Here is a 21,513-nt window from a genome sequence, read left to right on the forward strand (position 1 = left end):
TGGTGACAATTACCGGCATGAGTCAGCAGGGGGGCGGGCCCACTCGCCAGGACGACGACTGGTGGGGGCAGCTCTACGACGAGACGGCCGAGGACACCGGACCGGCACCGGGCCCGGATTCCCTGGACGACCGCTACGCCTCGGCGAAACGCACGACGGTGTCCGGCGACCGGGGTGGTCCGCAGGGGGGTTCACCGCCCCTTCCGTCCCGGAGAACCGACGGCCCGGCTCCCGAGGAGCGCCCGCCGTTCCCGGCGCAGCGGGAGGCGGAGGCGCCCGCTCCGGGTTACGGCGCTCAGCCGGGGGCCGCCCCGCCGCCTCCCGTGCCGCATGAACCGGCCGTCCCCCCGGTGCCGGATGCCCCGGCACCGCCGGCCGCGCCCCCTGCCCCCGACCCCCGGCGGGCGAAGCCCACGGACGCCCCGGCAGGACGCACCCCGGCCGCGCCGGCAACCCCGGCGCCCCGGACCGGCCAACCCCCCGCCGTCCCGCCCATGCCCGGCTGGCCCGCGCCCGCCGCGGTGGAGCCCGGCGCTCCCCGGGGCCCGGTCGTGACCGGCGTGGCGCACTTCACCCCCGCCGCGCCCCCCGCCCCCGACTACGTCGGCTCGCGGCCGCCCACCTACGCGCCGGAGCCCACCGCGCTGCCCGTCGCCGACCCCGAGGCACTCGGGGAGCTGGTGTCGGACACCGTGCTGGAGGGGGCGCGGTACGGGGCGTGCACCTTGCGGGCGGTGTCGCTGCGGGGGGACTCCGCGCGGTACCGGGGGGAGGCGCGGCGGGACGCGCTGCTGGTGGCGCGGTTCGGCGCGGGGGAGCAGGCGCTGGTGCTGGTGGCGATGGCCACCGGCGCGCGGGCCGCGCCCGGCGCGCACCGGGCGGCCGCCGAGGCGTGCCGGTGGATCGGACAGGCGGTGGGCCGCAGCCACGAACGGCTGGTCGAGGACCTGCGGGCCGACCGGCGCGGCGACCTCAAGTCCGGGCTGAACCGCCTCACCGACCGCACCCTCGGCAAACTCCGCGCCGCCTCCGGCGAGCCCACCGCGAGCCTGCGCTGCCTGCTGCTGCCCGCCGACCCGGACTGCCGCACCCGCGTGTTCTTCGGCGCGGGCGAGGGCGGGCTGTTCCGGCTGCGGGACGGCGAGTGGCGGTCCGTCGAACCGGCCGCACCGCCCGCACCGGGGGAGGAGCCGCCGGACGGCGACCGTCTCACGATGGACCTCGGCATCCCGGTCCCGCCGAGCCCGTACGAGCCCGCCGAGCCGCCGCGGGCGCCGTTCCGGTTCCGGGCCGCCATAGCCCGGCCGGGTGATGTGCTGATGATGTGCACCTCCGGCCTCGCGGACCCGCTGCACGGCGAGGCGTCCCTGCGGGCGTTCCTGGGCCGCCGCTGGTCGCGCGCCGCCGCGCCGGGTCTCGCCGGGTTCCTGGCGGACGTCCAGACGAGGGTGAAGGGGTACGCCGACGACCGTACGGCCGCCGCCGTTTGGGAGGCGTAACCGGGACCCCTGTGACTTGATGGATGCGCAGGGGCGTATCCCGGGACCGCGAAGGGGCGGACGACCGTCATGGCCAAACAGAACGTCGCCGAGCAGTTCGTCGACATCCTCGCCCGTGCCGGCGTGCGCCGTATGTACGGCGTCGTCGGCGACAGTCTCAACCCGGTCGTGGACGCCGTGCGCCGCAACGCCGCGATCGACTGGGTGCACGTACGGCACGAGGAGGTCGCCGCCTTCGCGGCCGGCGCCGAGGCGCAGATCACCGGCAAACTGACGGCGTGCGCGGGCTCCTGCGGCCCCGGCAACCTGCACCTGATCAACGGCCTGTACGACGCCCACCGCTCGATGGCGCCCGTACTCGCGCTCGCCTCCCACATCCCGTCCAGCGAGATCGGCCTCTCCTACTTCCAGGAGACGCACCCCGAGCGGCTGTTCGCGGAGTGCAGCCACTACAGCGAGATGATCTCCAACCCGCAGCAGATGCCCCGGCTGCTCCAGACCGCGATCCAGCACGCGATCGGCCAGCGCGGTGTCAGCGTGGTCACCCTGCCCGGCGATGTCGCCGACCAGCCCGCGCCCGACCGGTCCTTCGAGAGCGCCCTGGTCACCTCCCGGCCCACGATCCGCCCCGGCGACGCCGAGATCGACCGCCTGGTGGAGATGATCGACCAGGCCGACAAGGTCACCCTGTTCTGCGGCGCGGGCACGGCGGGCGCCCACGCCGAGGTCATGGAGTTCGCGGGCCGGGTCAAGTCCCCGGTGGGGCACGCTCTGCGAGGGAAAGAGTGGATTCAATACGACAATCCATTTGATGTTGGGATGAGCGGGCTGCTCGGGTACGGCGCGGCCTACGAGGCCACCCACGAGTGCGAGCTGCTGGTCCTGGTCGGCACCGACTTCCCGTACAACGCGTTCCTGCCGGACGATGTGAAGATCGCGCAGATCGACGTACGGCCCGAGGTCATCGGCCGGCGTTCGCGGCTGGACCTCGCGGTGTGGGGTGACGTCCGCGAGACGCTGCGGTGTCTGATCCCCCGGGTGCGGGAGAAGACGGACCGGCGCTTCCTGGACAAGATGCTGAAGAAGCACGCCGACGCGCTGGAGGGCGTGGTCAAGGCGTACACCCGCAAGGTGGACAAGCACGTCCCCATCCACCCGGAGTACGTGGCGTCAGTGCTGGACGAACTGGCCGACGACGACGCGGTCTTCACCGTCGACACCGGCATGAACAACGTCTGGGCCGCCCGCTACATCCAGCCCAACGGCCGCCGCAGGATCATCGGTTCGTTCTCGCACGGCTCGATGGCCAATGCCATGCCGATGGCCATCGGCGCCCAGCTGGTCGACCGGAACCGGCAGGTCGTCTCCATGTCCGGTGACGGCGGATTCACCATGCTGATGGGCGACTTCCTGACCCTGGTGCAGCAGGATCTGCCGGTCAAGATCGTGCTGTTCAACAACTCCGCGCTCGGCATGGTCGAGTTGGAGATGCTGGTGGCGGGCCTGCCCTCCTACGGGACCACCGACGTGAACCCCGACTTCGCCGAAGTAGCCCGTGCCTGTGGGGTGTTCGGGGTACGGGTGGAGAAGCCCAAGCAGCTCGCCGGGGCGCTGAAGGACGCGTTCAAGCACAAGGGGCCGGCCCTGGTGGACGTCGTCACCGACCCCAACGCCCTCTCGATCCCGCCGAAGATCAAGGCCGACATGGTCACCGGGTTCGCGCTGTCCGCCTCGAAGATCGTGCTGGACGGCGGGGTCGGCCGGATGCTCCAGATGGCCCGTTCCAACCTCCGCAACGTGCCCCGGCCCTGAACTCGGCCCCACAAGCGGCTGTTTCCGGTCAGTTTCACCGCGAGTGACCGATCGGGGGCGCTGGGTGTGCGGATGGGCCCGCAGGAGCCCTCAGACGGCTCCTGCGGTGTCTTCCGGCCGCCTCGGCGCTTTCCGTACACCTGTCGAGGCGGCCGGTGGACGGCCCGTACGGCCGCCGCGCGTGGCCGAAGACCCGGCGGTCGGGCGACGGCCATGACTGGCCGTTGGTCCACTGGGCAACCATCCGTCGTGGACGCGGTCGACCAGGAGGGGGAGGGCCGGCGACGTGTGGGCGGGGGTCATGACGAGGCAGGCGCGAGAGGGCGGTCCCATGACGGTGGGGGCCACCCCGGCGGACACGGGGGACGGCGAGACCGGCGGCACACGTGAGGCGCACCGGCTCAGACGCGAGCTGGCGCGGGCCGACCTCGCGGCGGTGCCCGCGGCGCGGCGCGAACTGCGCGCCCTGTTACGGCACTGGGACCGGCCCGACCGGTCCGACATAGCGGAACTGCTCACCAGCGAACTCGTCACCAACGCCCTGGTGCACACCGACGACGACGCGGTCCTCACCGTCGTCGTCTCCCAGCGCGGACTCCGCGTGGAGGTACGGGACTTCATGGCCCGGGGCCCCCTGATGCGCACCCCCACCCCGGACGAGGACACCGGCGGCCGGGGCCTGATCCTGGTGCGTTCCCTCGCGGACGCCTGGGGGGTACGGGCCCACGCGGTGGGCAAGTCGGTCTGGTTCGAACTGGGTTCGGCGGCCGCTTAGGCCCCGGGCGGAGACGACGACGGGGTGGGGACGCGCTCCTGACGAATCGCGTCCCCACCCCGTCGCCGCTCGGGCTCAGCCGAACTGCTGCTCCAGGTCCTTCAGTTTGCGCTCCAGCGAGTCGAGCCGCGGCAGCGCCATCGTGTCGTCCTCCGCGGTGAGGTCGACGGTGACCGGTTCCTTGCGGACCGACTGCAGCGAGGGCCGGGAGCGGGCGGTCAGCTTCTCCCCCGCTATGGCCGGCTCCCCGGTCGCCGACGCGGGGGCGCGGTCCATCTGCACCTCCACCGTCCGCGCGGGCGTCCGGCTGACGAAGCTCCGGGCGCCCCGGCTGAGCGCCTTCAGCTGGGCCCGTTCGACCCGTTGCTGGTCGCGCCGGCGCTGACGGGCCTCGGTCTTCTCCCGCTTGTCGTCGCGCACCTCCTCGACCGCCTCGTCCAGGCTGCGCACGCCCTCCAGGAGCATGAGCGACCAGGCCCCGTAGGTCTCGCGCGGCGCCCGCAGCCAGCGGACGATACGGATCTGGGGCAACGGGCGCGGTACCAGGCCCTGTTCGCGCAGGGCCGCCCGGCGGGTCTGCTTCAGCGCCCGGTCGAACAGCACCGCCGCCGACAGGGACATGCCGGAGAAGAACTGCGGCGCCCCGTCGTGGCCGATCCCCCGGGGCGCGTGCACCCAGTTGAACCAGGCCGCGGCGGCGGCGAACATCCACACCAGCATCCGGGAACCCAGCGCGGCGTCGCCGTGGCTGGCCTCGCGCACGGCGAGGACCGAGCAGAACATGGCCGCGCCGTCCAGGCCGAACGGCACCAGGTACTGCCAGCCGCCGGTGAGGCCGAGGTTCTGCTCACCGAAGCCGACCAGACCGTGGAAGGAGAGGGCCGCCGCCACCGCGGCGCAGCAGAACAGCAGGACGTACGAGGCGGTGCCGTAGACCGCCTCCTTGCGCCTGCGGCGCTCCTCGCTGCGTTCCCAGGAGTCGTCCGTACCCGCCTTCTCCCCGGAGGAGCGCTTGCCGCGCGCGAGCACCGCGATCGCCGCCGGCACGCCCAGGAGCAGCACGGCGCCCGGAAGCAGCCAGTTCAGCGATATGTCGGTCATTCGCATCAGGGGTCCCTTGCCTTGAAAAGAGGGCGCCTTGGGATAGGGCGTATCGCCCGTCATAGTGACCCATTCCCGGCGCCCGGCCGGGGATTTCGAGGCAACGGTCCTTCAAAGGGGAGCGAGGGCGGCGAGATGGCGCCGTTCTACTCGAACTGTGTGCTGCGGACGGGTGGTTGAGTTCGATTTCCGCCGCTCGAACGAGTGGTTCCGGCCCGCTCAGGCCGCCACGGCCGCCGTCAGCTTGGCTACGCGGTCGCTGTCGCAGGTGCGGGGGCAGGTGGCGCAGGTGTCCTCGGGGCGCAGCGTGTAGAACATGCAGCAGCTCACCCGGTCGCGGGTGGCCAGCGGGGCGCCGTCCGGACCTGCCAGCTCACGGAACGCGGCCGAGCCGGCGTACGGGCGGGTGGTGCCCGGCAGCAGCAGCTCCAGCTCGCGCATCGCGCGCCGCTCCTCGCCCTCGCCGAAGAGGGAGGCGAGGTACCACAGGCCCTCGACGATCTCGTCCGTCGCCATGCCCCACAGCGCGCGGCCGCGCCGCCGCATGCGCGGGCCGAAGCCGCCCAGCACGGGTTCGAGGTGCTCGGCGACGGCCGCGCGCACCTCGGCGCGCAGCGCCTCCTCGTCGGCCACCACGACCGCCTCCGGCAGCCCGGCCGCCGGGTCGTCCGGCAGACAGGCGAAGGTGCCCGGCCTTACCGTCATCCGGCCCTCGGTGCGGTGGTAGGCGACATGGGCGGCGGGCAGCCGGGGGACCCGGCGGTGCAGGAACCAGGGGACGGTGATCAGGAGGCAGGCGGGCCAGGCGTAGCGGTGCAGGCCGAAGCTCGCGATGACGTCCGGGCGGGCGCGCTGTCCGTAGTCCCGCAGCACCTGGGCGTCGTCCCAGGCGAGGAAGGAGTCGAGCTGGGCGCCGCCTGCCGCGAGGCCGTCGGCGGTGACCCAGCCGTCGCCCACGGGCAGGGGGTGCGCCGGGTCCTCCATGACCGTCACGCTCAGTCCGGGACAGACCTCGCCGAGCCGGGCGTACGCTGCGGTGAGCGGCGAGGCCGTAGCGAGCATGGCGGGACCACCGATCCTTCGAACACGGGGGCGGGCGAGGAGGTAAGGCTAACCTTACCCATCTTTCCGGGAATTTGAAGTGCCGCGTCCTGCGCCTAAGGTGCTTGACGGACATGTGACGGTCCGTCGTCCGTGTCCGGGGGCCGGGCCCCGGCCGCCGAACAGCCCGAGGAGGACCCGTGAAGCACGGCCTGCACGACGTCTCCGCCACCGGGCTGCCCTGGCACGCCGCCCAGCCCGCCGAGCGGGTCCCGGCCCAGTCCCGCGAGCGGGCCGAGGGCGCACCGGGGGTACGGGGCGAGCACATCCACGCCGAGCCGCCGCTGCCCCGGCCGCGCGCGGTGGTGCAGCGGGCCTCGGTGCGCGGGCAGATCCTGGACGCGCTGCGCTCCGCGCTGTCCACCGGGGAACTGTGCCCCGGCGAGGTCTATTCGGCGCCGGTGCTCGGTGAGCGCTTCGGGGTCTCCGCCACGCCGGTCCGTGAGGCCATGCAGCAACTCGCGCTGGAGGGCGCCGTCGAGGTCGTCCCCAACCGGGGCTTCCGGGTCGTGCGACGCGGGGCCCGTGAGCTGGCCGAGCTGGCGGAGGTACGGGCGCTGCTCGAAGTCCCCGTCCTGCTGCGGCTGGCCGGCACCGTCCCGGCGGCCCGCTTCGCCGAGCTGCGCCCCCTCGCCGAGGACACCGCCCGCGCGGCCGGCGCCGGCTGCCCGGCCCGCTACGCCGAGGCCGACCGTGCCTTCCATCGCGCGCTCCTCGCCCTCGCGGGCAACGAACAGCTCCTCCGCATCGCCGAGGACCTCCACCGCCGCGCCCAGTGGCCGCTTGCCACCACCCCGCCCCGCCAGCACCGCGCGGTCCTCCTCCGCGACGCCGCCCAGCACACCGCGCTGCTGGACGCGCTGGCCTCCGGCGATGTGGACCTGGTGGGCGACCTGGTGACGGAGCACTTCGCGCAGCGGGACTAGGCCGTAGCCGCCCCCGGTGCCGGTGGGCTGAGGTGTTCGGCGAGCCACGTAGGGAGCCCGCCCAGTAGGCGGAACAGGCGGCCGGCCTCCTCGCGCAGGCGGGTCGCCTCGGGTTCGGGTTCCGTTTCGGCGAGGGAGACCAGGGCCGGGGCGGTGCCGATGAGGTAGCCGAGGTCCTCGCGCAGCCGGAGGGACTCGGCGAAGCCGTGCCGTGCCTCGGCCAGTTCGCCTTCGCGCAGGGCCAGTTGGGCGAGGTGGCGCCAGGTGCAGGAGAGCAGCAGCGGGTCGGATTGGGCGGTGGCGCCCGCGTGGGCCCGGCGGTAGGCGGCGCGGGCGGCCTGCGGGGAGTGGGTCAGGTTCTCGGCGAGCAGCCCCCGGCGGAAGTCCAGCAGGGCCCGGCCCGGAGCCCCCGGCGGGATCAGCGCGGCGGCCCGGCCCAGCGCGGCCCGCGCCTCGTCGGCCCGGTCCCGTACCCGGTGGAGCGTGGAGGTGTAGGCGAGCCGGCCCCGCTCGCAGGCGGCCGCCCCGCGCTCCTCGTCGCTGTGGGCCCGCGCCTCTGCGGTGCGCAGCGCGTCCTCGGCCGCCTCCCAGCCCCGCTCGGTGTACAGGCACCGCTCCACCAGCAGCGCGGCCCGCTGGAGGGTGGCCCGGGGGGTGTCCGTGGGCAGAAGGGCGACCGCGTCGGCCCAGCAGGCCCGGGAGCGCAGCCGCCACACCGCGGTCTGGAGCGGATCGTCATCGGCGGTCGTTCCGTCACCAGACATGGCGGGATGCGCCACGTTGCCCTCCCCGAGCACGCCGTCGAGCTGTTGAGTGCGTGCATTCCAGCACCGATCACCGGGCCGGGCCAAGAGGGTGGGTGAAACTTTTCACAAAGTTGCGGACCGGGGGCCGAACGGCCGTCCCGTGGCGCCGGAAGATCGAATTCGCTCCCCGACGCCGACCACCGCTGATCACGGCCGTGGGGCGGGCCTCAGCTCATCCGCAGGGCGAGGAAGAAGTCGAGCTTGTCCTCCAGCCGGGACAGGTCCCGGCCCGTCAGCTGCTCGATCCGTCCCACCCGGTACCGCAGGGTGTTGACGTGCAGATGCAGCCGGCTCGCGCACCGGGTCCAGGAGCCGTCGCTGTCGAGGAACGCCTCCAGGGTCGGGATCAGCTCGGCCCGGTGGCGCCGGTCGTACTCGGTGAGCGGGTCCAGCAGCCGGGCGGTGAAGGCGCGCCGTACGTCGTCCGGGACGAAGGGCAGCAGCAGGACGTGCGAGGCCAGCTCCTGGTGGCCCGCCGCGCACACCCGGCCGGGCCGGGCCGCGGCGACCCGGCGGGCGTGCCGGGCCTCCTCCAGCGCCCCGCGCAGCCCCTCCGCCGAGTGCACGGCCGCGGACACGCCGAGGGTGAGCCGGCCGTCGCCCTCCAGCCCCGCCGACAGCGCCTCGCGCACCGAGCGCAGCAGGGCGTCGGCCTGGAGGCCGGCCTCGGAGCCGTCGTGCTCGGCGGCGACGGCGGGCAGCGGCACCAGCGCCACGGCCTCGTCGCCGGTGTGCGCGACGGCGACCCGGTCGGCCGGCTCCGGGCCGGTGGCCAGCGGGTCGACGAGGACCTCCTCCAGCAGCGACTGGGCGACCGGCCCGCTCGCGACCGCGCCGTCCTCCCACTCGATCCGGGCCACGACGACCTGCCAGTGCGGCGCGGCCCCGAGCCCCGGCAGCAGCACCGGCGCGGCGACCCGGAGGCGCGCCGCGATCTCGGCGGGCGCGGCCCCGCTCTGCACCAGCTCCAGCACCTCCTGGGCGAGCCGGCGCCGTACCGTACGGGCGGCGTCGCGCCGGTCCCGTTCGACGGCGATGAGCTGGGTGACGCCCCGGAGCAGGTCGAGCCGCTCCTCGGGCCAGTCGGCGGCGTCCGCCTCGACGGCCAGCAGCCAGTCCGACAGCACCGTCTCCCGCACGTCCGGCACCGCCTGCGGCGCGCGGCCGGAGGCGCGGACCGGGAAGAGGGAGTACGTGACGCCGTCGAGCTGCACCCGGTGCGGCCCGCGCCGGCCGGTGCGTACGGCGGCGAGGTGCTCGGCGGCGAGGCGGGCGCAGGTCTCCGGCGGCAGCGCCGGGCCCGCGACCTTGGACCCGGCGATCAGCCGGCCGGTGGGGGAGAGCACCCAGGCGCGCAGGTCGAGGTCGCTGCCGAGCAGGTCGAGGACCACGTCGGGTCCGCCGCCCGCCGGGCCGGAGGTCATCATGCGCCGGTGCCGGTCCACCACGGCGGCGAGATCACCGGCCCGCTCGCCGGAGACCTGGCGCACCACGTGCTCGGTGATGGTGGCGAAGGCCACCGACTCGTCCACGGCCAGCAGCGGCATCCGGTGCTGGGCGCAGGCCACCACCAGATCCTCGGGTATGTCCCCCAGCTCGGCCTCTCCGGCCGCCAGGGCGGTGACCCCGGCCTGCACCAGGAGGCGGACGAACGGCTCGGAGTCACCGGCGTCCCGGCGCCAGGCCAGGCCGGTGAGGACCAGCTCGCCGCCGGAGAGGTACCGGCTCGGGTCGCGCAGGTCGGTCGTCATGACCCCGCGGACCGTACGGTCCAGCTCGTCCTCGCCGCCGAGCAGCCGCAGCCCCAGCGCATCGGTGTCCAGCAGTGCGCGCAGCCGCATCTCGTCGCCGCCGTTCTGTGTCGAAACTCTTCTTGATCTGGTTGAGTGACGGAGGCGGGGGCGCGCGGGCCGTGCCCCGCGCCCGCGGTGTCTCCTGTGTTTCCGGAGGAAAACGGAGGGGTTGCCGAGGGCCTTCGTTCATACGAATCTACAAGATGACCGCCGTGGCCAGCCAACTCCTTCGGGTTTTCGGTGACTGACACGGTTGGAAGAAGCACCGGTGTACTGACTTCACGACCCCCGTGTCATGAGACGGAAGAAGAGAACCGGGCCATGGATTTCCTTCGCCCCGCAAGCTGGCAGGAGGCGCTCGCCGCGAAGGCCGAGCACCCCACCGCCGTGCCGATCGCCGGGGGCACCGATGTGATGGTGGAGATCAACTTCGATCACCGCCGCCCCACCCACCTCCTCGACCTCACCCGGATCGGCGAGCTGACCGAGTGGGAGACCGGCGCGGACTCGGTGCGCCTGGGCGCCTCCGTCCCGTACGCCCGGATCATGCGGCACCTGCGCGCCGAGCTGCCCGGACTCGCGCTCGCCGCGCACACCGTGGCCTCCCCGCAGATCCGCAACCGGGGCGGGGTCGGCGGCAACCTCGGCACCGCCTCGCCCGCCGGTGACGCCCACCCGGCGCTGCTCGCGGCCGGGGCGGAGGTGGAGGCCGAGTCGGCGGCGCGCGGCACCCGGCTCATCCCGATCGACGCCTTCTACACCGGGGTCAAGCGCAACGCCCTGGAGCCCGACGAGCTGATCCGCGCCGTCCATGTCGCCAGGGCGGACGGCCCCCAGCAGTACTCCAAGGTCGGCACCCGCAACGCCATGGTCATCGCGGTGTGCGCCTTCGGTCTCGCCCTGCACCCCGAGACCCGTACCGTCCGCACCGGCATCGGCTCCGCGGCGCCCACGCCGATCCGGGCGGAGGTGGCCGAGCAGTTCCTCAACTCGGTTCTGGAAGAAAGCGGTTGCTGGGAGAGCGGGCAGATCCTCGCCCCCTCGGCCGTGAAGCAGTTCGCCGGCCTGTGCGCCGAGGCCTGCAACCCCATCGACGACGTGCGCGGCACCGCCGACTACCGGCGCCACGCGATCGGCGTGCTGGCCCGCCGCACGCTGATGTGGGCCTGGGAGTCCTACCGGGGCGGGCCCCGGGCCACCGAAGGAGCCGCGTGATGCGCGTCAGTCTGACCGTCAACGGACGCCCGCAGCAGGCCGACGACGTCTGGGAGGGCGAGTCCCTGCTCTACGTGCTGCGTGAGCGGCTCGGCCTGCCGGGCGCCAAGAACGCCTGCGAACAGGGCGAGTGCGGCTCCTGCACCGTCCGCCTCGACGGCGAGCTGGTCTGCTCCTGCCTGGTCGCGGCGGGCCAGGCCGAGGGCCGCGAGGTCGTGACCGTGGAGGGCCTGGCCGACCACGCCGAACGGCGCCGCACCACCGCGCCCGGCGTCGGTCTGGACGAGGCCCGCCGCTGGCAGCCGCTGCCGGGAGACGGTGTCCAACTCGCGCCCATCCAGCAGGCGTTCATCGACGCCGGCGCCGTCCAGTGCGGCTTCTGCACCCCTGGGCTGCTGGTCGCCGCCGACGAACTGCTGGAGGAGAATCCGGAGCCCACCGACGCCGACATCCGCGAGGCGCTCTCCGGCAACCTGTGCCGCTGCACCGGCTACGAGAAGATCATGGACGCGGTCCGACTGGCGGCCGCCCGGCAGGCAGAGGAGGTCTGACATGCCCGCACCCGGACCGGCCGGCGTCCCCACGAAGATCACCCAGGGCGCCCAGACGGCGGGCGGCATCGGCGAGTCGACGCTCCGTCCCGACGGCATCCTCAAGGTCACCGGCGAGTTCGCCTACTCCTCCGACCTGTGGCACGAGGACATGCTCTGGGGCCACCTGCTGCGCTCCACCGTCGCCCACGCCGAGATCGTGTCCATCGACGTCTCCGAGGCCCTGGCCCTGCCCGGCGTGCACGCCGTCCTGACCTACGACGACCTGCCCGCCGACGTCCGCACCTACGGCCTGGAGATCCAGGACACCCCGGTACTCGCCCACGGCAAGGTCCGCCACCACGGCGAACCCGTCGCCGCGGTCGCCGCCGACCACCCCGAGACCGCCCGCCGGGCCGCCGCCAGGATCCGCGTCGAGTACCGCGAACTACCGGTCGTCACGGACGAGTTCTCCGCCACCGCCCCCGACGCGGTCCTGGTCCACGAGGGCCGCACCGACCATCACGCGCCCTACGTGACCCACCCCAACATCCTGCACCGCCAGCCCATCGTGCGCGGTGACGCGGCCGCGGCCGCCGCGCGGGCCGACGTGATCGTGCGCGGCGAGTACACCTTCGGCATGCAGGACCAGGCGTTCCTCGGCCCCGAATCCGGGCTCGCGGTGCCCGAGGAGGATGGCGGGGTCCACCTCTACATCGCCACCCAGTGGCTCCACTCCGACCTGCGCCAGATCGCCCCCGTCCTCGGCCTCCCCGAGGACAAGGTGCGCATGACGCTGGCCGGGGTCGGCGGCGCTTTCGGCGGCCGCGAGGACCTGTCGATGCAGATCCACGCCTGCCTGCTGGCCCTGCGCACCGGCCGCCCGGTGAAGATCGTCTATGACCGGTTCGAGTCCTTCTTCGGCCATGTCCACCGCCACCCCGCCAAGCTGACCTACGAGCACGGCGCGACCCGGGACGGCCTGCTCACCCATGTGAAGTGCCGGATCGTCCTGGACGGCGGCGCCTACGCCTCCGCCTCCCCGGCCGTCGTCGGCAACGCCGCCTCCCTCGGCATCGGCCCGTACAACGTCGACGACGTCGACATCGAGGCCGTCGCGCTCTACACCAACAACCCGCCCTGCGGGGCGATGCGCGGCTTCGGCGCGGTCCAGGCGTGCTTCGCCTACGAGGCCCAGATGGACAAGCTGGCGAGGGAACTCGGCCTCGATCCGGTCGAGTTCAGACAGCGCAACGCCATGGAACAGGGCAGCACCCTGCCCACCGGACAGGTGGTGGACTCGCCCGCGCCGGTCGCCGAACTCCTGCGCCGGGTCAAGGCGATGCCCATGCCGCCGGAGCGTCAGTGGGAGTCCAGCGAGGGCGCCGACGTACGGCAGTTGCCCGGCGGCCTCTCCAACACCACCCACGGCGAAGGGGTGGTGCGCGGGGTCGGGTACGCGGTGGGCATCAAGAACGTCGGTTTCTCCGAGGGGTTCGACGACTACTCCACCGCCCGCGTCCGCATGGAGGTGGTCGGCGGGGAACCGGTCGCCGTCGTGCACACCGCGATGGCGGAGGTCGGCCAGGGCGGGGTCACCGTGCACGCGCAGATCGCCCGTACCGAACTCGGCGTCGAGAAGGTCACCATCCAGCCCGCCGACACCCGTGTGGGCAGCGCCGGTTCGACCTCCGCCTCCCGGCAGACCTACGTCACCGGCGGCGCCGTCCGCAACGCCTGCGCGCTGTTGCGGGAGCGGGTGCTGGAGATCGGGCGCCGCAAGTTCGGTACGTACCACCCCGCTTGGGCCACCGCCGAACTCCTGCTGGAGCGCGGCAAGGTGGTCACCGACGGGGGTGAGGTGCTGGCCGACCTCGCGGACGTGCTGGAGGGGGAGAGCGTCGAGATCGAGCGGGAGTGGCGGCACCGGCCGACCCAGCCCTTCGACCGGCGCACCGGACAGGGCAACGGCCATGTGCAGTACTCCTTCGCCGCGCACCGCGCCGTCGTCGAGGTCGACACCGAACTCGGCCTCGTCAAGGTGGTCGAGCTGGCCTGTGCCCAGGACGTCGGCAAGGCCCTCAACCCGCTCTCCGTGCTCGGCCAGATCCAGGGCGGCACCGTACAGGGGCTCGGGGTCGCGGTGATGGAGGAGATCCTGGTGGACCCGGTGACGGCGAAGGTGCGCAACCCGTCCTTCACCGACTATCTGATCCCGACCATCCTCGACACCCCGACCATCCCGGTCGACGTCCTCGAACTCGCCGACCACCACGCGCCCTACGGGCTAAGGGGCGTCGGCGAGGCCCCCACCCTGTCGTCGACCCCGGCGGTGCTCGCCGCCATCCGCGCCGCGACCGGACTCGAACTGAACCGCACCCCGGTCCGGCCCGAGCACCTCACCGGCACGGCATGAGAGCGACGCGTCAGGAGGTCACCGGATGCTGGACATCGCCGAGGAACTGAACGCGTGGGCCGCCGAGGGCCGTGACTTCGCGGTCGCCACCGTGGTCGCCGTCACCGGCAGCGCCCCGCGCAGCCCCGGCGCCGCCCTCGCGGTCGACGCCGGGGGCTCAGTCATCGGCTCGGTCTCCGGCGGCTGTGTGGAGGGCGCGGTGTACGAGCTGTGCCAACAGGCGCTCGCGGACGGCCGGCCCGTGCTGGAACGCTTCGGGTACGACGACGAGGACGGCCTCGGCGTCGGGCTGACCTGCGGCGGCACCATCGACGTGCTGGTGGTCCCGGTCCACGCGGGCAGCCCCCACCGCCCGGTGCTCGCCACCGCGCTGGCCGCCGCCGCCGGCGGCCGGGCCGTCGCGCTCGCCCGGATCACCGCGGGTCCGCCCGAACTCCTCGGCGGCGCCCTGCTCGTGGACGCGGACGGCACCCCGCAGGGCGGCTTCGGCGGCCACCCGGACCTGGACCGTACGATCGCCGCCGAGGCCGCCGCCTTCCTGGACGCGGGCCGCACCGGCACCGTCGAGGTGGGCGCGCGCGGCGCGCGCTGCGGGAGCCCGGTCACCGCGCTGATCGAGTCCGCCGTGCCGCCGCCCCGCATGATCGTGTTCGGCGCCGTCGACTTCGCGGCCGCGCTGGTCCGGGTCGGCAAGTTCCTCGGCCACCACGTCACGGTGTGCGACGCCCGCCCGGTGTTCACCACCCGCGCCCGGTTCCCCGAGGCCGACGAGGTGGTCGTCGACTGGCCGCACCGCTATCTGGAGCGCACCCCTACCGACGCCCGCACGGTGCTGTGCGTCCTCACCCACGACCCCAAGTTCGACGTACCGCTGCTCCGGCTGGCCCTCGGTCTGCCCGTCGCCTACATCGGCGCGATGGGCTCCCGGCGCACCCACCTCGACCGGCTGGACCGGCTGCGCGAGGCGGGCGTCACGGACCGCCAACTCGCCCGGCTGCGCTCGCCGATCGGCCTCGACCTCGGCGCCCGCACGCCGGAGGAGACGGCGCTGTCCATCGCGGCGGAGATCGTCGCCTCCCGACGCGGCGGTACCGGCCTCTCCCTCACCGGCGCCCACACCCCGATCCACCACGACCTCCCCCTCCGGGTGGGCTCACCGGCCTGAGCGCGCGGAAAACGACTTACGGGCCCCGCGGCAGACGTGCTTGCATGACGGCATGCTTCCCGCCGACCGGTTCCTGGCCTTCGCCGCGCTGTCCCTGCTGCTGATCGTGGTGCCGGGCCCGAGCGTGCTGTTCGTCGTCGGCCGGGCGCTCGCCCACGGGCGCCGGGCGGCCCTCACCACGGTCGCCGGGAACACGCTGGGCGCCTATGTGCTCGTCGCGGCGGTGGCGCTCGGCGTCGGGTCGGTCGTGGAGCGCTCGGTCCTCGCCTTCACCGTGCTGAAGCTCGCGGGCGCCGCCTATCTCGTGTACCTGGGGATCGCCGCGTGGCGGCGGCGCGGCTCGCTGCGGGCCGCGTTCAGCGCGGAGGCCCCGGCGCACAGCGGCCCGCGCACGCTGATGGACGGGTTCGCGGTCGGCGTGGCCAACCCCAAGACGATCGTGTTCTTCGCCGCCGTCCTGCCCCAGTTCACCGACCCGGCCCGGGGACGGGTGCCCCTCCAGATGCTGCTGCTCGGGCTGGTGTTCAACGCCATCGCGCTCGTCTGCGACAGCGTCTGGGGCCTTGCCGCCTCGGCCGCGCGGGACTGGTTCGCCCGCTCCCCGCGCCGGCTCGCGGCGGTCGGCGGCGCGGGCGGACTCGCCATGGTCGGGCTCGGGGTGACGGTCGCGGTCACGGGCCGTACGGACTGACGGCTCTCGCGCCCCTCGCGCCCCATGGCCCCCACGCGCCGGAGGCTCACTCCCGCCTGAGCAGCCCGTTCAGTACGCGGCCGAACATCCACTGCGCGGCGCTCGTCACCGCGCCGTCGACGGCGTGTGGGAGGAAGGAGACGCGGAGTTCCTCCCGCCAGACCACGCGGGCCCGGCCGCCGGGGCCCGGACGTACCTCGATCTCCGCCCAGCCGAGCACCACCCGGCCGCGTTTCTCCAGCCGGCAGAACCCGGGTTCGTCGTCCAGCTGAGGGCGCCACACGGTGATGTCCATCGGGTCGTCGAATTGCAGCGGGCCGACCCCCGTACGGGCGAGGATGCGGCTGCCCACGCCGGTCGGCGGGGGTGTCACCACCGTCATCCGGGTGAGTGGCACCAGATCCCCGTGCCGGGGCCAGTCGGTGATCCGGCGCCACGCCTCGGCGAGCGAGAGGGGGACCGTGCGTTCGAGCGTGAAGAGAGACACGCCACGATCGTAGGGAATCGCCGTCGGCCACCTGAGGGTTCACCCCGGCGGGTCACCTGCCCGGCGGATGGACCGGAGTGTCACCGGCGCACGCGGAAGAGCACGCGCCCATGGGTACGCCCCCGGGGGAGTCCCCTGGGGGCGTTGGATAGGGAGGCGCTGCGGGCCGCTCGTGGTGGCTCGCAGCGCCCCCCTGGTCAGGCACCCGAGCAGGCTCGGGAAGTCTTCCGGGTCACGAGTTGACCTGCGCGGTCACCAGGCTGGAGAAGGTGGTCAGCCGGGTGTAGACACCCGGGTAACCGGCCTCCGCGCAGCCCTCGCCCCAGGAAGTGATCCCTGCCAGGACGCCCCCGATGATCAGGGGACCGCCGCTGTCGCCCTGGCAGGTGTCGACGCCACCGGAGGTGAGTCCGGCGCAGACCATGTCGGACTGGACGAAGTCCGAACCGTAGGAGCTACGGCAGCTGGAGTCGGACACGGTGGGCACCGTCGCCGTCCGCAGCTGGTTGGAGGAGCCGCCGTTCTCCGAGGTGGTGCCCCAGCCGAGGATGCGGGCTGTGGTGCCGGCCGCGTAGACACTCGTCTGGGAGGAGGAGACGTAGGACACGGGGGTGTACGGCATCGACGTCGACAGGGTCAGCACGGCCACGTCGTCGCCGCGGGTGGCGTCGGTGTAGTCCGGGTTGATCCAGATCTTGCTGACGCGGCTCACCGTGCCGTTGGTGCCGTTCAGATAGGTGCGGCCACCGACCACCCGGACGCTGCTCGTCGACTCGCCGACCATGCAGTGGGCCGCCGTGACCACCTTCTTGGCGGACACCAGGGTGCCGCCGCAGAACTGGCTGCCGGAGGCGTCGGTGATCTGCATGACGTACGGGTACGCCGTCGTGGTCGTGGTCGTGCCGCCCACGATCGGCTGGGGCGCGGCGCTCGCCGCGGGGGCGGCCACGAGCGCGGTCGCCGCGGCGGCGGCGGTGGCCAGCACGGTCACGGCGGTCTTTCTGACACCTCTGAGCCCGAACATGAGTCTCCTCAGTGGGGGTTGCCGGTGGGGGTCGCACGGGTGTGGGGGGTGGTGCACGGGGGCGGGGCACCCCCGGCTCCGGTGGAGCGGAGAGGGGCGAGGTCCGAACCCGTGTGCCCGGCGAGCGGCACGCCCCTCACGCTAGGACCCGGAACTCCCGCCTCCCAATGAGGGAACCCCCTAGGGGGTGGGGGGAGGGAAAACCCTCGGTCCGGCTCAGTTAACCGGGGGCACCGTCACTTCGCGCGTCGGCCCGCGGCCAATCGGACGATGTCCACCCGTGAGCGGATGCCCAGCTTCCGGTAGACCCGGGTCAGGGTGGCCTCCACTGTCTTCACGCTCACGAACAGCCGTGCGGCTATCTCCCGGTTGGTGGCGCCCTCCATCACCAGCGCGGCCACCTGACGCTCCATCGCGGCCAGCCCCGCCAGCGCGTCCAGCGCCTCGGGCGCGTCCGGCACCGCCGCCGGCGGCACGGGCTCCGGCGCGCTGCGGGCCTCGTCCACCTGGCCCAGCCACGGCAGCGCCCGGCAGCGCCGGAACAGCCGGGTCGCCTCGTCGTACGCCGTGCCCTTCCTGCGGGCCCCCTCCGGGGAGCGGGCGCGTAGCTGGGCCAGCGCGAACGCGGCGCGGGCCGCCTCCAGACCGTAGCCCAGCTCGGTGAGCCGGTCCTGAGCGGACGTCAGCCGGGTCAGCGCGCCCTCTCGGTCGCCGCGCGCCGCCCGAACCAGGGCCTCCGCCCGGTCCAGGACCGCCAGCACGCTCGCCCGGCCCAGGCGCTCGGCGTGCTCCCGGCTGGTGTCGATGAGGTCCTGCGCCTCGGCGGGTTCGCCGATCCGGACCAGCGCCTCCGCGAGATCCCCCTGCCAGCGGCCGCGCGCCGGGTCGGTGATCCCGAGGTCCTGCTCCAGACGGCGTACCCGGCGCAGCGCGCGCACGGTGCCGGCCGCGTCCCCGGCCACCAGCTGGGCGTAGCCGAGGGCGGCGAGTGCCCGGGAGAGGTACATCTGGTCGCCGTCCTGCTCGGCGTGCGCCACCGCCTCCCGGGCCAGCGACAGCGCCCGGCCCACGTCCCCGCCGGACGCCTCGGCCAGCGAGGTCAGCATGGCGGAGGCCGTCTCGCCGATCCCCGAGTCCCGGGCCAGCCTGAGGGCCTCGCGGGCCAGCTCCAGGGCGCGCCCGCAGTTCCCGGCGTGCAGCTCGGTCTCCGCGAGCCCGCGCAGGAAGTGCACCTCGCTCTCCACCGAGCCGCGCCGCCGCACCTCGCCCAGCAGCGCGGTCACCGTGCCGCGCGCCTCGGCCAGCCGGTCGCCCATGACCAGCCAGCGGAACCGCGCGCTGCCCGCCCCGTTGTGATGGCACGCCACCGACGCGTCCTGCGGCTCGCGCAGCGCCCGCTTGATGGTGCGGGGCGCCTCCGGATGGCCCATCAGGGTCTCCGTCTGCGCCTGGAAGGCCAGCGCCAGCAGCTCGGTGCGCCGGTCCCCGCCGTGCTCGGCCAGCGCGGCCGCGTGCGCGGCGGCGGTACGGGCCTCGGTGAAGTCGCCCTGCACGATCAGCGCCCGCCAGGCGAGCTGGTAGTTGACCAGGGCCAGCAGCCGGGGGTCCTGCCCGGCGTCGGCGAGCGCCTGCGGGAAGACGGCGTCCACCTCGGCCATGGTGTGCCCGGCGGTGTCGATGACCACGATCCAGGCCCGCACCCGCTCGGCGGCCACGGCGGTACGGCTCAGCACCTCGCGCGCGATGTCCCGGGCGAGGTCGACCTCGCCGGCCGTGATCGCGTCCTCGGCGGCGGTCAGCCGCCGCTCCTCGGCGCCGGGCACGCCGTCGGCCGGGGTGCGGCGCGCGGCCAGCAGCCCCAGCTGGGCGGCGACGGAGGGCGCGCCCCGGTCGCGGGCCAGGGTCGCGGCCCCGGCGAGCCGCGCCGCCACCTCCGGGTCGGTGCCGGTGGTGGCCAGCGCCAGGTGCCGGGCCCGCTCGATCGGGTCGGAGGCCGCGGTGGACAGCGCCGCGTGCGCGGCCCGCCGCTCCGGCGCGGGTGCCTCGGCGTACAGGGCGGCGGAGATCAGGGGGTGCGCGAACCGTACGGCCGGGGCCTCCGGCTCGGTGGCGAGCAGGCCGAGTTCGGCGGCCTGGGCGCACTCCGCCTCGGCGTTCTCCCGGCCGGCCGCGTGCAGCAGGGCCGGGGTGGGACGGGCGCCCGCGCTGGCCACCAGCAGGGTGCGGCGGGCCTCCACCGAGAGCATGTCCAGCCGGCTGAGCACCAGGGCGCGCAGCGAGGTCGGCACCGGCAGCGGCTCGCCGGGCCGGGGCGGGGTCGGGCTGTCGGCGAGCGCGCGGCTCAGCTCCAGGGCGAACAGCGGGTTGCCGCCGCTGGTGCGGTGGATCTCGCGCACCGTGGAGCGGGGGAGCGGGCCGTGGCCCCGGTGGTCCAGCAGCCGGGCCACCTGGGTGCGGTTGAGGGGGCCGAGGCGGACGGCGGCGGTGTCCGGGGGACAGGCGCGCAGATGACGGTCGTACTCCTGGCTCTCCGGGCCCTCGGTGCGTACCGCGCACAGCAGTTGCACCGGGGTGCCGTCCAGGCGGCGGGCGGCGAAGCCGAGGAGTTCGGCGCTGGCCGGGTCGAGCCACTGGAGGTCGTCGGCGACCAGCAGCACCGGGCCGCGCGCGGCGAGGGCGCGCAGGGCGGAGAGCACCGCCAGGCGCAGGGCGAGGCCGTCCCGCTGGAGGCTGGACTCGCCCCGGCCGGTGAGCGCCGACTCCAGCGCGGTCAGCTGGGCGGAGGGGATGTGCGGCGCGATCTCGTCCAGGACCAGCCCGAGGAGGTCGGCCAGGGCGAGGAAGGGCAGATGCGATTCGGACTCGGTGGCCGAGCAGCGCAACACGGTGTGCGCGGTGGCGCCGTATTCCTCGGCCAATGCCCGCAGGAAGGTCGATTTCCCTATTCCGGCCGGGCCGTGCACCAGCACGCTGCCGCCCGAGCCGAGCTGTTCCTTCGCGTCGGCGAACAGTTCCTCGCGGCCGATGAGCAGGTCGGGGCGGCATCGGGCAGGCTCCTGGAAGTCCCGTCGCACGGTTCGCCCGCTCCCCTCGTGTGTCGTGTCCGGGCCAAATTCTAGGCAACGGAGCCCGAAATTCGGCGAGAAGTCGTGGTGAGGGAAATAACAGCCCGTCAAGCAACCCGCAATTCAAAGCGGGCCTATGTGAATGGCATGTTTCGTCGGCGGTTGCCGGGGACCGGACTGTCCGGTTCCGGCCCCTAGGGGAGGACCCCGGCCCGGCGAGCCGCCGTCACCGCCTCCCCCCGGGTGTGCGCGCCCAGCTTGCGCATCGCGGCGCGCAGATAGCCCTTCACCGTCTCCGGGCGCAGGCCCAGCCGGTCGGCGACGGCCGCGTTGGTGGCGCCGGTCGCCACCCAGGTCAGCACGTCCAGCTCGCGCGGGGCCAGCGCGGGGCGCCCCTGCGGGGCGGGCGCGGTCAGCAGGGCGCAGGCCGCCAGCAGTTCGGCCCGCAGCTGCGGGTCCGCGATGCGCGGGGCCAGCGCCCGCAGCGCCGCGTGCGCCTCCCGTACGTGCTCCCGGCCCGGCCCCGGCCCCGGCTCCGGTACGGCGGGCCGGAGCGCGGCCAGCAGTCCCCGCGCCTCGTCCCGTACCGCGAGCGCCCGCTCGACCTCCCGGGCCGCCGCCACCGCCCCGCCGAGCGCCCGGTCGCCCAGGGGCTGGGCGGTGCGCAGCGCGCCGTACAGCACCCCGCGCACCCGGTGCCGTACCACCAGCGGCACCGCGAGCACCGAGCGCAGGCCCTCGGCGGCCACCGGGGCGTCGTACTCGTGGCTGATCCGGCGGGAACCGGCGTAGTCCGGCACCGCGCAGGCCCGGCCCAGCGCCACCGCCCGGCCGCCGAGCCCGGTGCCCGAGGTCACCACCAGCGAGCGCAGCGCGGCCGTCGCGGTGCCGCTCAGCTCGCTGATCCGGATCTGCGCCGCGCCGGGGCCGACCGCTCCGCCGAACGCGACCGGCAGTCCTGTCGCACGCCGCAGCCCGGCCAGCGCACCCCGAATCTCCGCCGTCGCCACGGCATCTGCTGCCACCTTCTCGCTCCTTCGTGCCGCCACCCCCGTTCGGGGGTGGTGAGACCCGCATCACGGATTAGACGATGGGGGAGAGCCGCCC

The 21,513-nt window shown here is 74.3% G+C and carries 17 protein-coding genes; 9 read left to right on the forward strand and 8 right to left on the reverse strand.

Annotated features, from left to right (window positions below):
- Positions 1-17 precede the first annotated feature (17 nt).
- The 3 genes from D0Z67_RS23395 to D0Z67_RS23405 all read left to right on the forward strand — a co-directional run bounded on the left by D0Z67_RS23395 (position 18) and on the right by D0Z67_RS23405 (position 4,086).
- Positions 18-1,499 (forward strand): protein phosphatase 2C domain-containing protein, encoded by a 1,482-nt coding sequence (locus D0Z67_RS23395; RefSeq protein WP_037775502.1) that lies wholly within the window; start codon positions 18-20, stop codon positions 1,497-1,499.
- 69 nt (positions 1,500-1,568) lie between these two features.
- Positions 1,569-3,311 carry a pyruvate dehydrogenase gene (locus D0Z67_RS23400; protein WP_031182491.1) on the forward strand — a complete coding sequence of 581 codons (1,743 nt, stop codon included), beginning with the start codon at positions 1,569-1,571 and terminating at the stop codon, positions 3,309-3,311.
- A gap of 331 nt (positions 3,312-3,642) precedes the next feature.
- On the forward strand, positions 3,643-4,086 hold the full coding sequence (locus D0Z67_RS23405; protein ID WP_031182492.1) for an ATP-binding protein: 444 nt from the start codon (positions 3,643-3,645) through the stop codon (positions 4,084-4,086).
- Positions 4,087-4,161: 75 nt separating this feature from the next.
- Here D0Z67_RS23405 and D0Z67_RS23410 read toward each other — a convergent pair whose 3' ends face one another.
- Together D0Z67_RS23410 and D0Z67_RS23415 are read right to left on the reverse strand one after the other, a co-directional pair.
- Positions 4,162-5,193, reverse strand: a complete 1,032-nt coding sequence (locus tag D0Z67_RS23410; protein WP_031182493.1) for a DUF2637 domain-containing protein — start codon at positions 5,191-5,193, stop codon at positions 4,162-4,164.
- 213 nt (positions 5,194-5,406) lie between these two features.
- Positions 5,407-6,249, reverse strand: a complete 843-nt coding sequence (locus D0Z67_RS23415) for a (2Fe-2S)-binding protein (RefSeq protein WP_031182494.1) — start codon at positions 6,247-6,249, stop codon at positions 5,407-5,409.
- A gap of 179 nt (positions 6,250-6,428) precedes the next feature.
- Between D0Z67_RS23415 and D0Z67_RS23420 the strand changes: the two genes are divergently transcribed.
- Positions 6,429-7,214 (forward strand): GntR family transcriptional regulator, encoded by a 786-nt coding sequence (locus tag D0Z67_RS23420; protein WP_031182495.1) that lies wholly within the window; start codon positions 6,429-6,431, stop codon positions 7,212-7,214.
- On the opposite strand, the gene D0Z67_RS23425 is transcribed toward D0Z67_RS23420, so the two are convergent.
- Both D0Z67_RS23425 and D0Z67_RS23430 read right to left on the reverse strand, forming a co-directional pair.
- A complete protein-coding gene (locus D0Z67_RS23425; protein WP_031182496.1) occupies positions 7,211-7,978 on the reverse strand; it encodes a hypothetical protein in 768 nt (255 codons plus the stop codon). The genes D0Z67_RS23420 and D0Z67_RS23425 overlap by 4 nt on opposite strands.
- A gap of 209 nt (positions 7,979-8,187) precedes the next feature.
- Positions 8,188-9,861 carry a PucR family transcriptional regulator gene (locus D0Z67_RS23430; protein ID WP_031182497.1) on the reverse strand — a complete coding sequence of 558 codons (1,674 nt, stop codon included), beginning with the start codon at positions 9,859-9,861 and terminating at the stop codon, positions 8,188-8,190.
- Positions 9,862-10,134: 273 nt separating this feature from the next.
- Here D0Z67_RS23430 and D0Z67_RS23435 point away from each other — a divergent pair, with 273 nt between their 5' ends.
- Genes D0Z67_RS23435 through D0Z67_RS23455 form a run of 5 tightly spaced genes read left to right on the forward strand, consistent with a single transcriptional unit; the run spans position 10,135 to position 15,830 of the window.
- The gene (locus D0Z67_RS23435; protein WP_031182498.1) at positions 10,135-11,028 is read left to right on the forward strand and encodes an FAD binding domain-containing protein; all 894 of its coding nucleotides are present in this window, start codon (positions 10,135-10,137) and stop codon (positions 11,026-11,028) included.
- Positions 11,028-11,579, forward strand: a complete 552-nt coding sequence (locus D0Z67_RS23440) for a (2Fe-2S)-binding protein (protein WP_031182499.1) — start codon at positions 11,028-11,030, stop codon at positions 11,577-11,579. Before D0Z67_RS23435 ends, D0Z67_RS23440 begins: the two co-directional genes overlap by 1 nt.
- 1 nt (position 11,580) lies before the next feature.
- Positions 11,581-13,974: a xanthine dehydrogenase family protein molybdopterin-binding subunit gene (locus D0Z67_RS23445; RefSeq protein ID WP_031182500.1), complete on the forward strand. Its 2,394-nt coding sequence runs from the start codon at positions 11,581-11,583 to the stop codon at positions 13,972-13,974.
- A gap of 25 nt (positions 13,975-13,999) precedes the next feature.
- Positions 14,000-15,139, forward strand: a complete 1,140-nt coding sequence (locus D0Z67_RS23450; protein ID WP_031182501.1) for an XdhC family protein — start codon at positions 14,000-14,002, stop codon at positions 15,137-15,139.
- A gap of 52 nt (positions 15,140-15,191) precedes the next feature.
- Positions 15,192-15,830, forward strand: a complete 639-nt coding sequence (locus D0Z67_RS23455; RefSeq protein ID WP_031182502.1) for a LysE family translocator — start codon at positions 15,192-15,194, stop codon at positions 15,828-15,830.
- A gap of 46 nt (positions 15,831-15,876) precedes the next feature.
- Here the strand turns inward: D0Z67_RS23455 and D0Z67_RS23460 are convergent, their stop codons facing one another.
- From D0Z67_RS23460 to D0Z67_RS23475, 4 genes are all read right to left on the reverse strand, one after another.
- Complete coding sequence (locus D0Z67_RS23460; protein ID WP_031182503.1) at positions 15,877-16,317, reverse strand: SRPBCC family protein; 441 nt, start codon at positions 16,315-16,317, stop codon at positions 15,877-15,879.
- A 232-nt stretch (positions 16,318-16,549) separates the two neighbouring features.
- On the reverse strand, positions 16,550-17,341 hold the full coding sequence (locus D0Z67_RS23465; RefSeq protein ID WP_031182504.1) for a S1 family peptidase: 792 nt from the start codon (positions 17,339-17,341) through the stop codon (positions 16,550-16,552).
- Between the two features lie 236 nt (positions 17,342-17,577).
- Positions 17,578-20,415: an ATP-binding protein gene (locus D0Z67_RS23470; protein WP_031182505.1), complete on the reverse strand. Its 2,838-nt coding sequence runs from the start codon at positions 20,413-20,415 to the stop codon at positions 17,578-17,580.
- A gap of 185 nt (positions 20,416-20,600) precedes the next feature.
- Positions 20,601-21,431 carry a LuxR C-terminal-related transcriptional regulator gene (locus D0Z67_RS23475; protein WP_031182506.1) on the reverse strand — a complete coding sequence of 277 codons (831 nt, stop codon included), beginning with the start codon at positions 21,429-21,431 and terminating at the stop codon, positions 20,601-20,603.
- Positions 21,432-21,513 lie beyond the last annotated feature (82 nt).

The organism is Streptomyces seoulensis, assembly GCF_004328625.1.
Taxonomy (GTDB): Bacteria; Actinomycetota; Actinomycetes; order Streptomycetales; family Streptomycetaceae; genus Streptomyces; species Streptomyces seoulensis.

What these genes read in the sequence shown, in the direction of transcription:
- D0Z67_RS23430 (WP_031182497.1), bottom strand. Translation starts at nt 9,861, where the DNA reads ATGCGGCTGCGCGCACTGCTGGACACCGATGCGCTGGGGCTGCGGCTG.
- D0Z67_RS23400 (WP_031182491.1), top strand. Translation starts at nt 1,569, where the DNA reads ATGGCCAAACAGAACGTCGCCGAGCAGTTCGTCGACATCCTCGCCCGT.
- D0Z67_RS23410 (WP_031182493.1), bottom strand. Translation starts at nt 5,193, where the DNA reads ATGCGAATGACCGACATATCGCTGAACTGGCTGCTTCCGGGCGCCGTG.
- D0Z67_RS23415 (WP_031182494.1), bottom strand. Translation starts at nt 6,249, where the DNA reads ATGCTCGCTACGGCCTCGCCGCTCACCGCAGCGTACGCCCGGCTCGGC.
- D0Z67_RS23425 (WP_031182496.1), bottom strand. Translation starts at nt 7,978, where the DNA reads ATGTCTGGTGACGGAACGACCGCCGATGACGATCCGCTCCAGACCGCG.
- D0Z67_RS23435 (WP_031182498.1), top strand. Translation starts at nt 10,135, where the DNA reads ATGGATTTCCTTCGCCCCGCAAGCTGGCAGGAGGCGCTCGCCGCGAAG.
- D0Z67_RS23440 (WP_031182499.1), top strand. Translation starts at nt 11,028, where the DNA reads ATGCGCGTCAGTCTGACCGTCAACGGACGCCCGCAGCAGGCCGACGAC.
- D0Z67_RS23395 (WP_037775502.1), top strand. Translation starts at nt 18, where the DNA reads ATGAGTCAGCAGGGGGGCGGGCCCACTCGCCAGGACGACGACTGGTGG.
- D0Z67_RS23465 (WP_031182504.1), bottom strand. Translation starts at nt 17,341, where the DNA reads ATGTTCGGGCTCAGAGGTGTCAGAAAGACCGCCGTGACCGTGCTGGCC.
- D0Z67_RS23445 (WP_031182500.1), top strand. Translation starts at nt 11,581, where the DNA reads ATGCCCGCACCCGGACCGGCCGGCGTCCCCACGAAGATCACCCAGGGC.
- D0Z67_RS23455 (WP_031182502.1), top strand. Translation starts at nt 15,192, where the DNA reads ATGCTTCCCGCCGACCGGTTCCTGGCCTTCGCCGCGCTGTCCCTGCTG.
- D0Z67_RS23450 (WP_031182501.1), top strand. Translation starts at nt 14,000, where the DNA reads ATGCTGGACATCGCCGAGGAACTGAACGCGTGGGCCGCCGAGGGCCGT.
- D0Z67_RS23405 (WP_031182492.1), top strand. Translation starts at nt 3,643, where the DNA reads ATGACGGTGGGGGCCACCCCGGCGGACACGGGGGACGGCGAGACCGGC.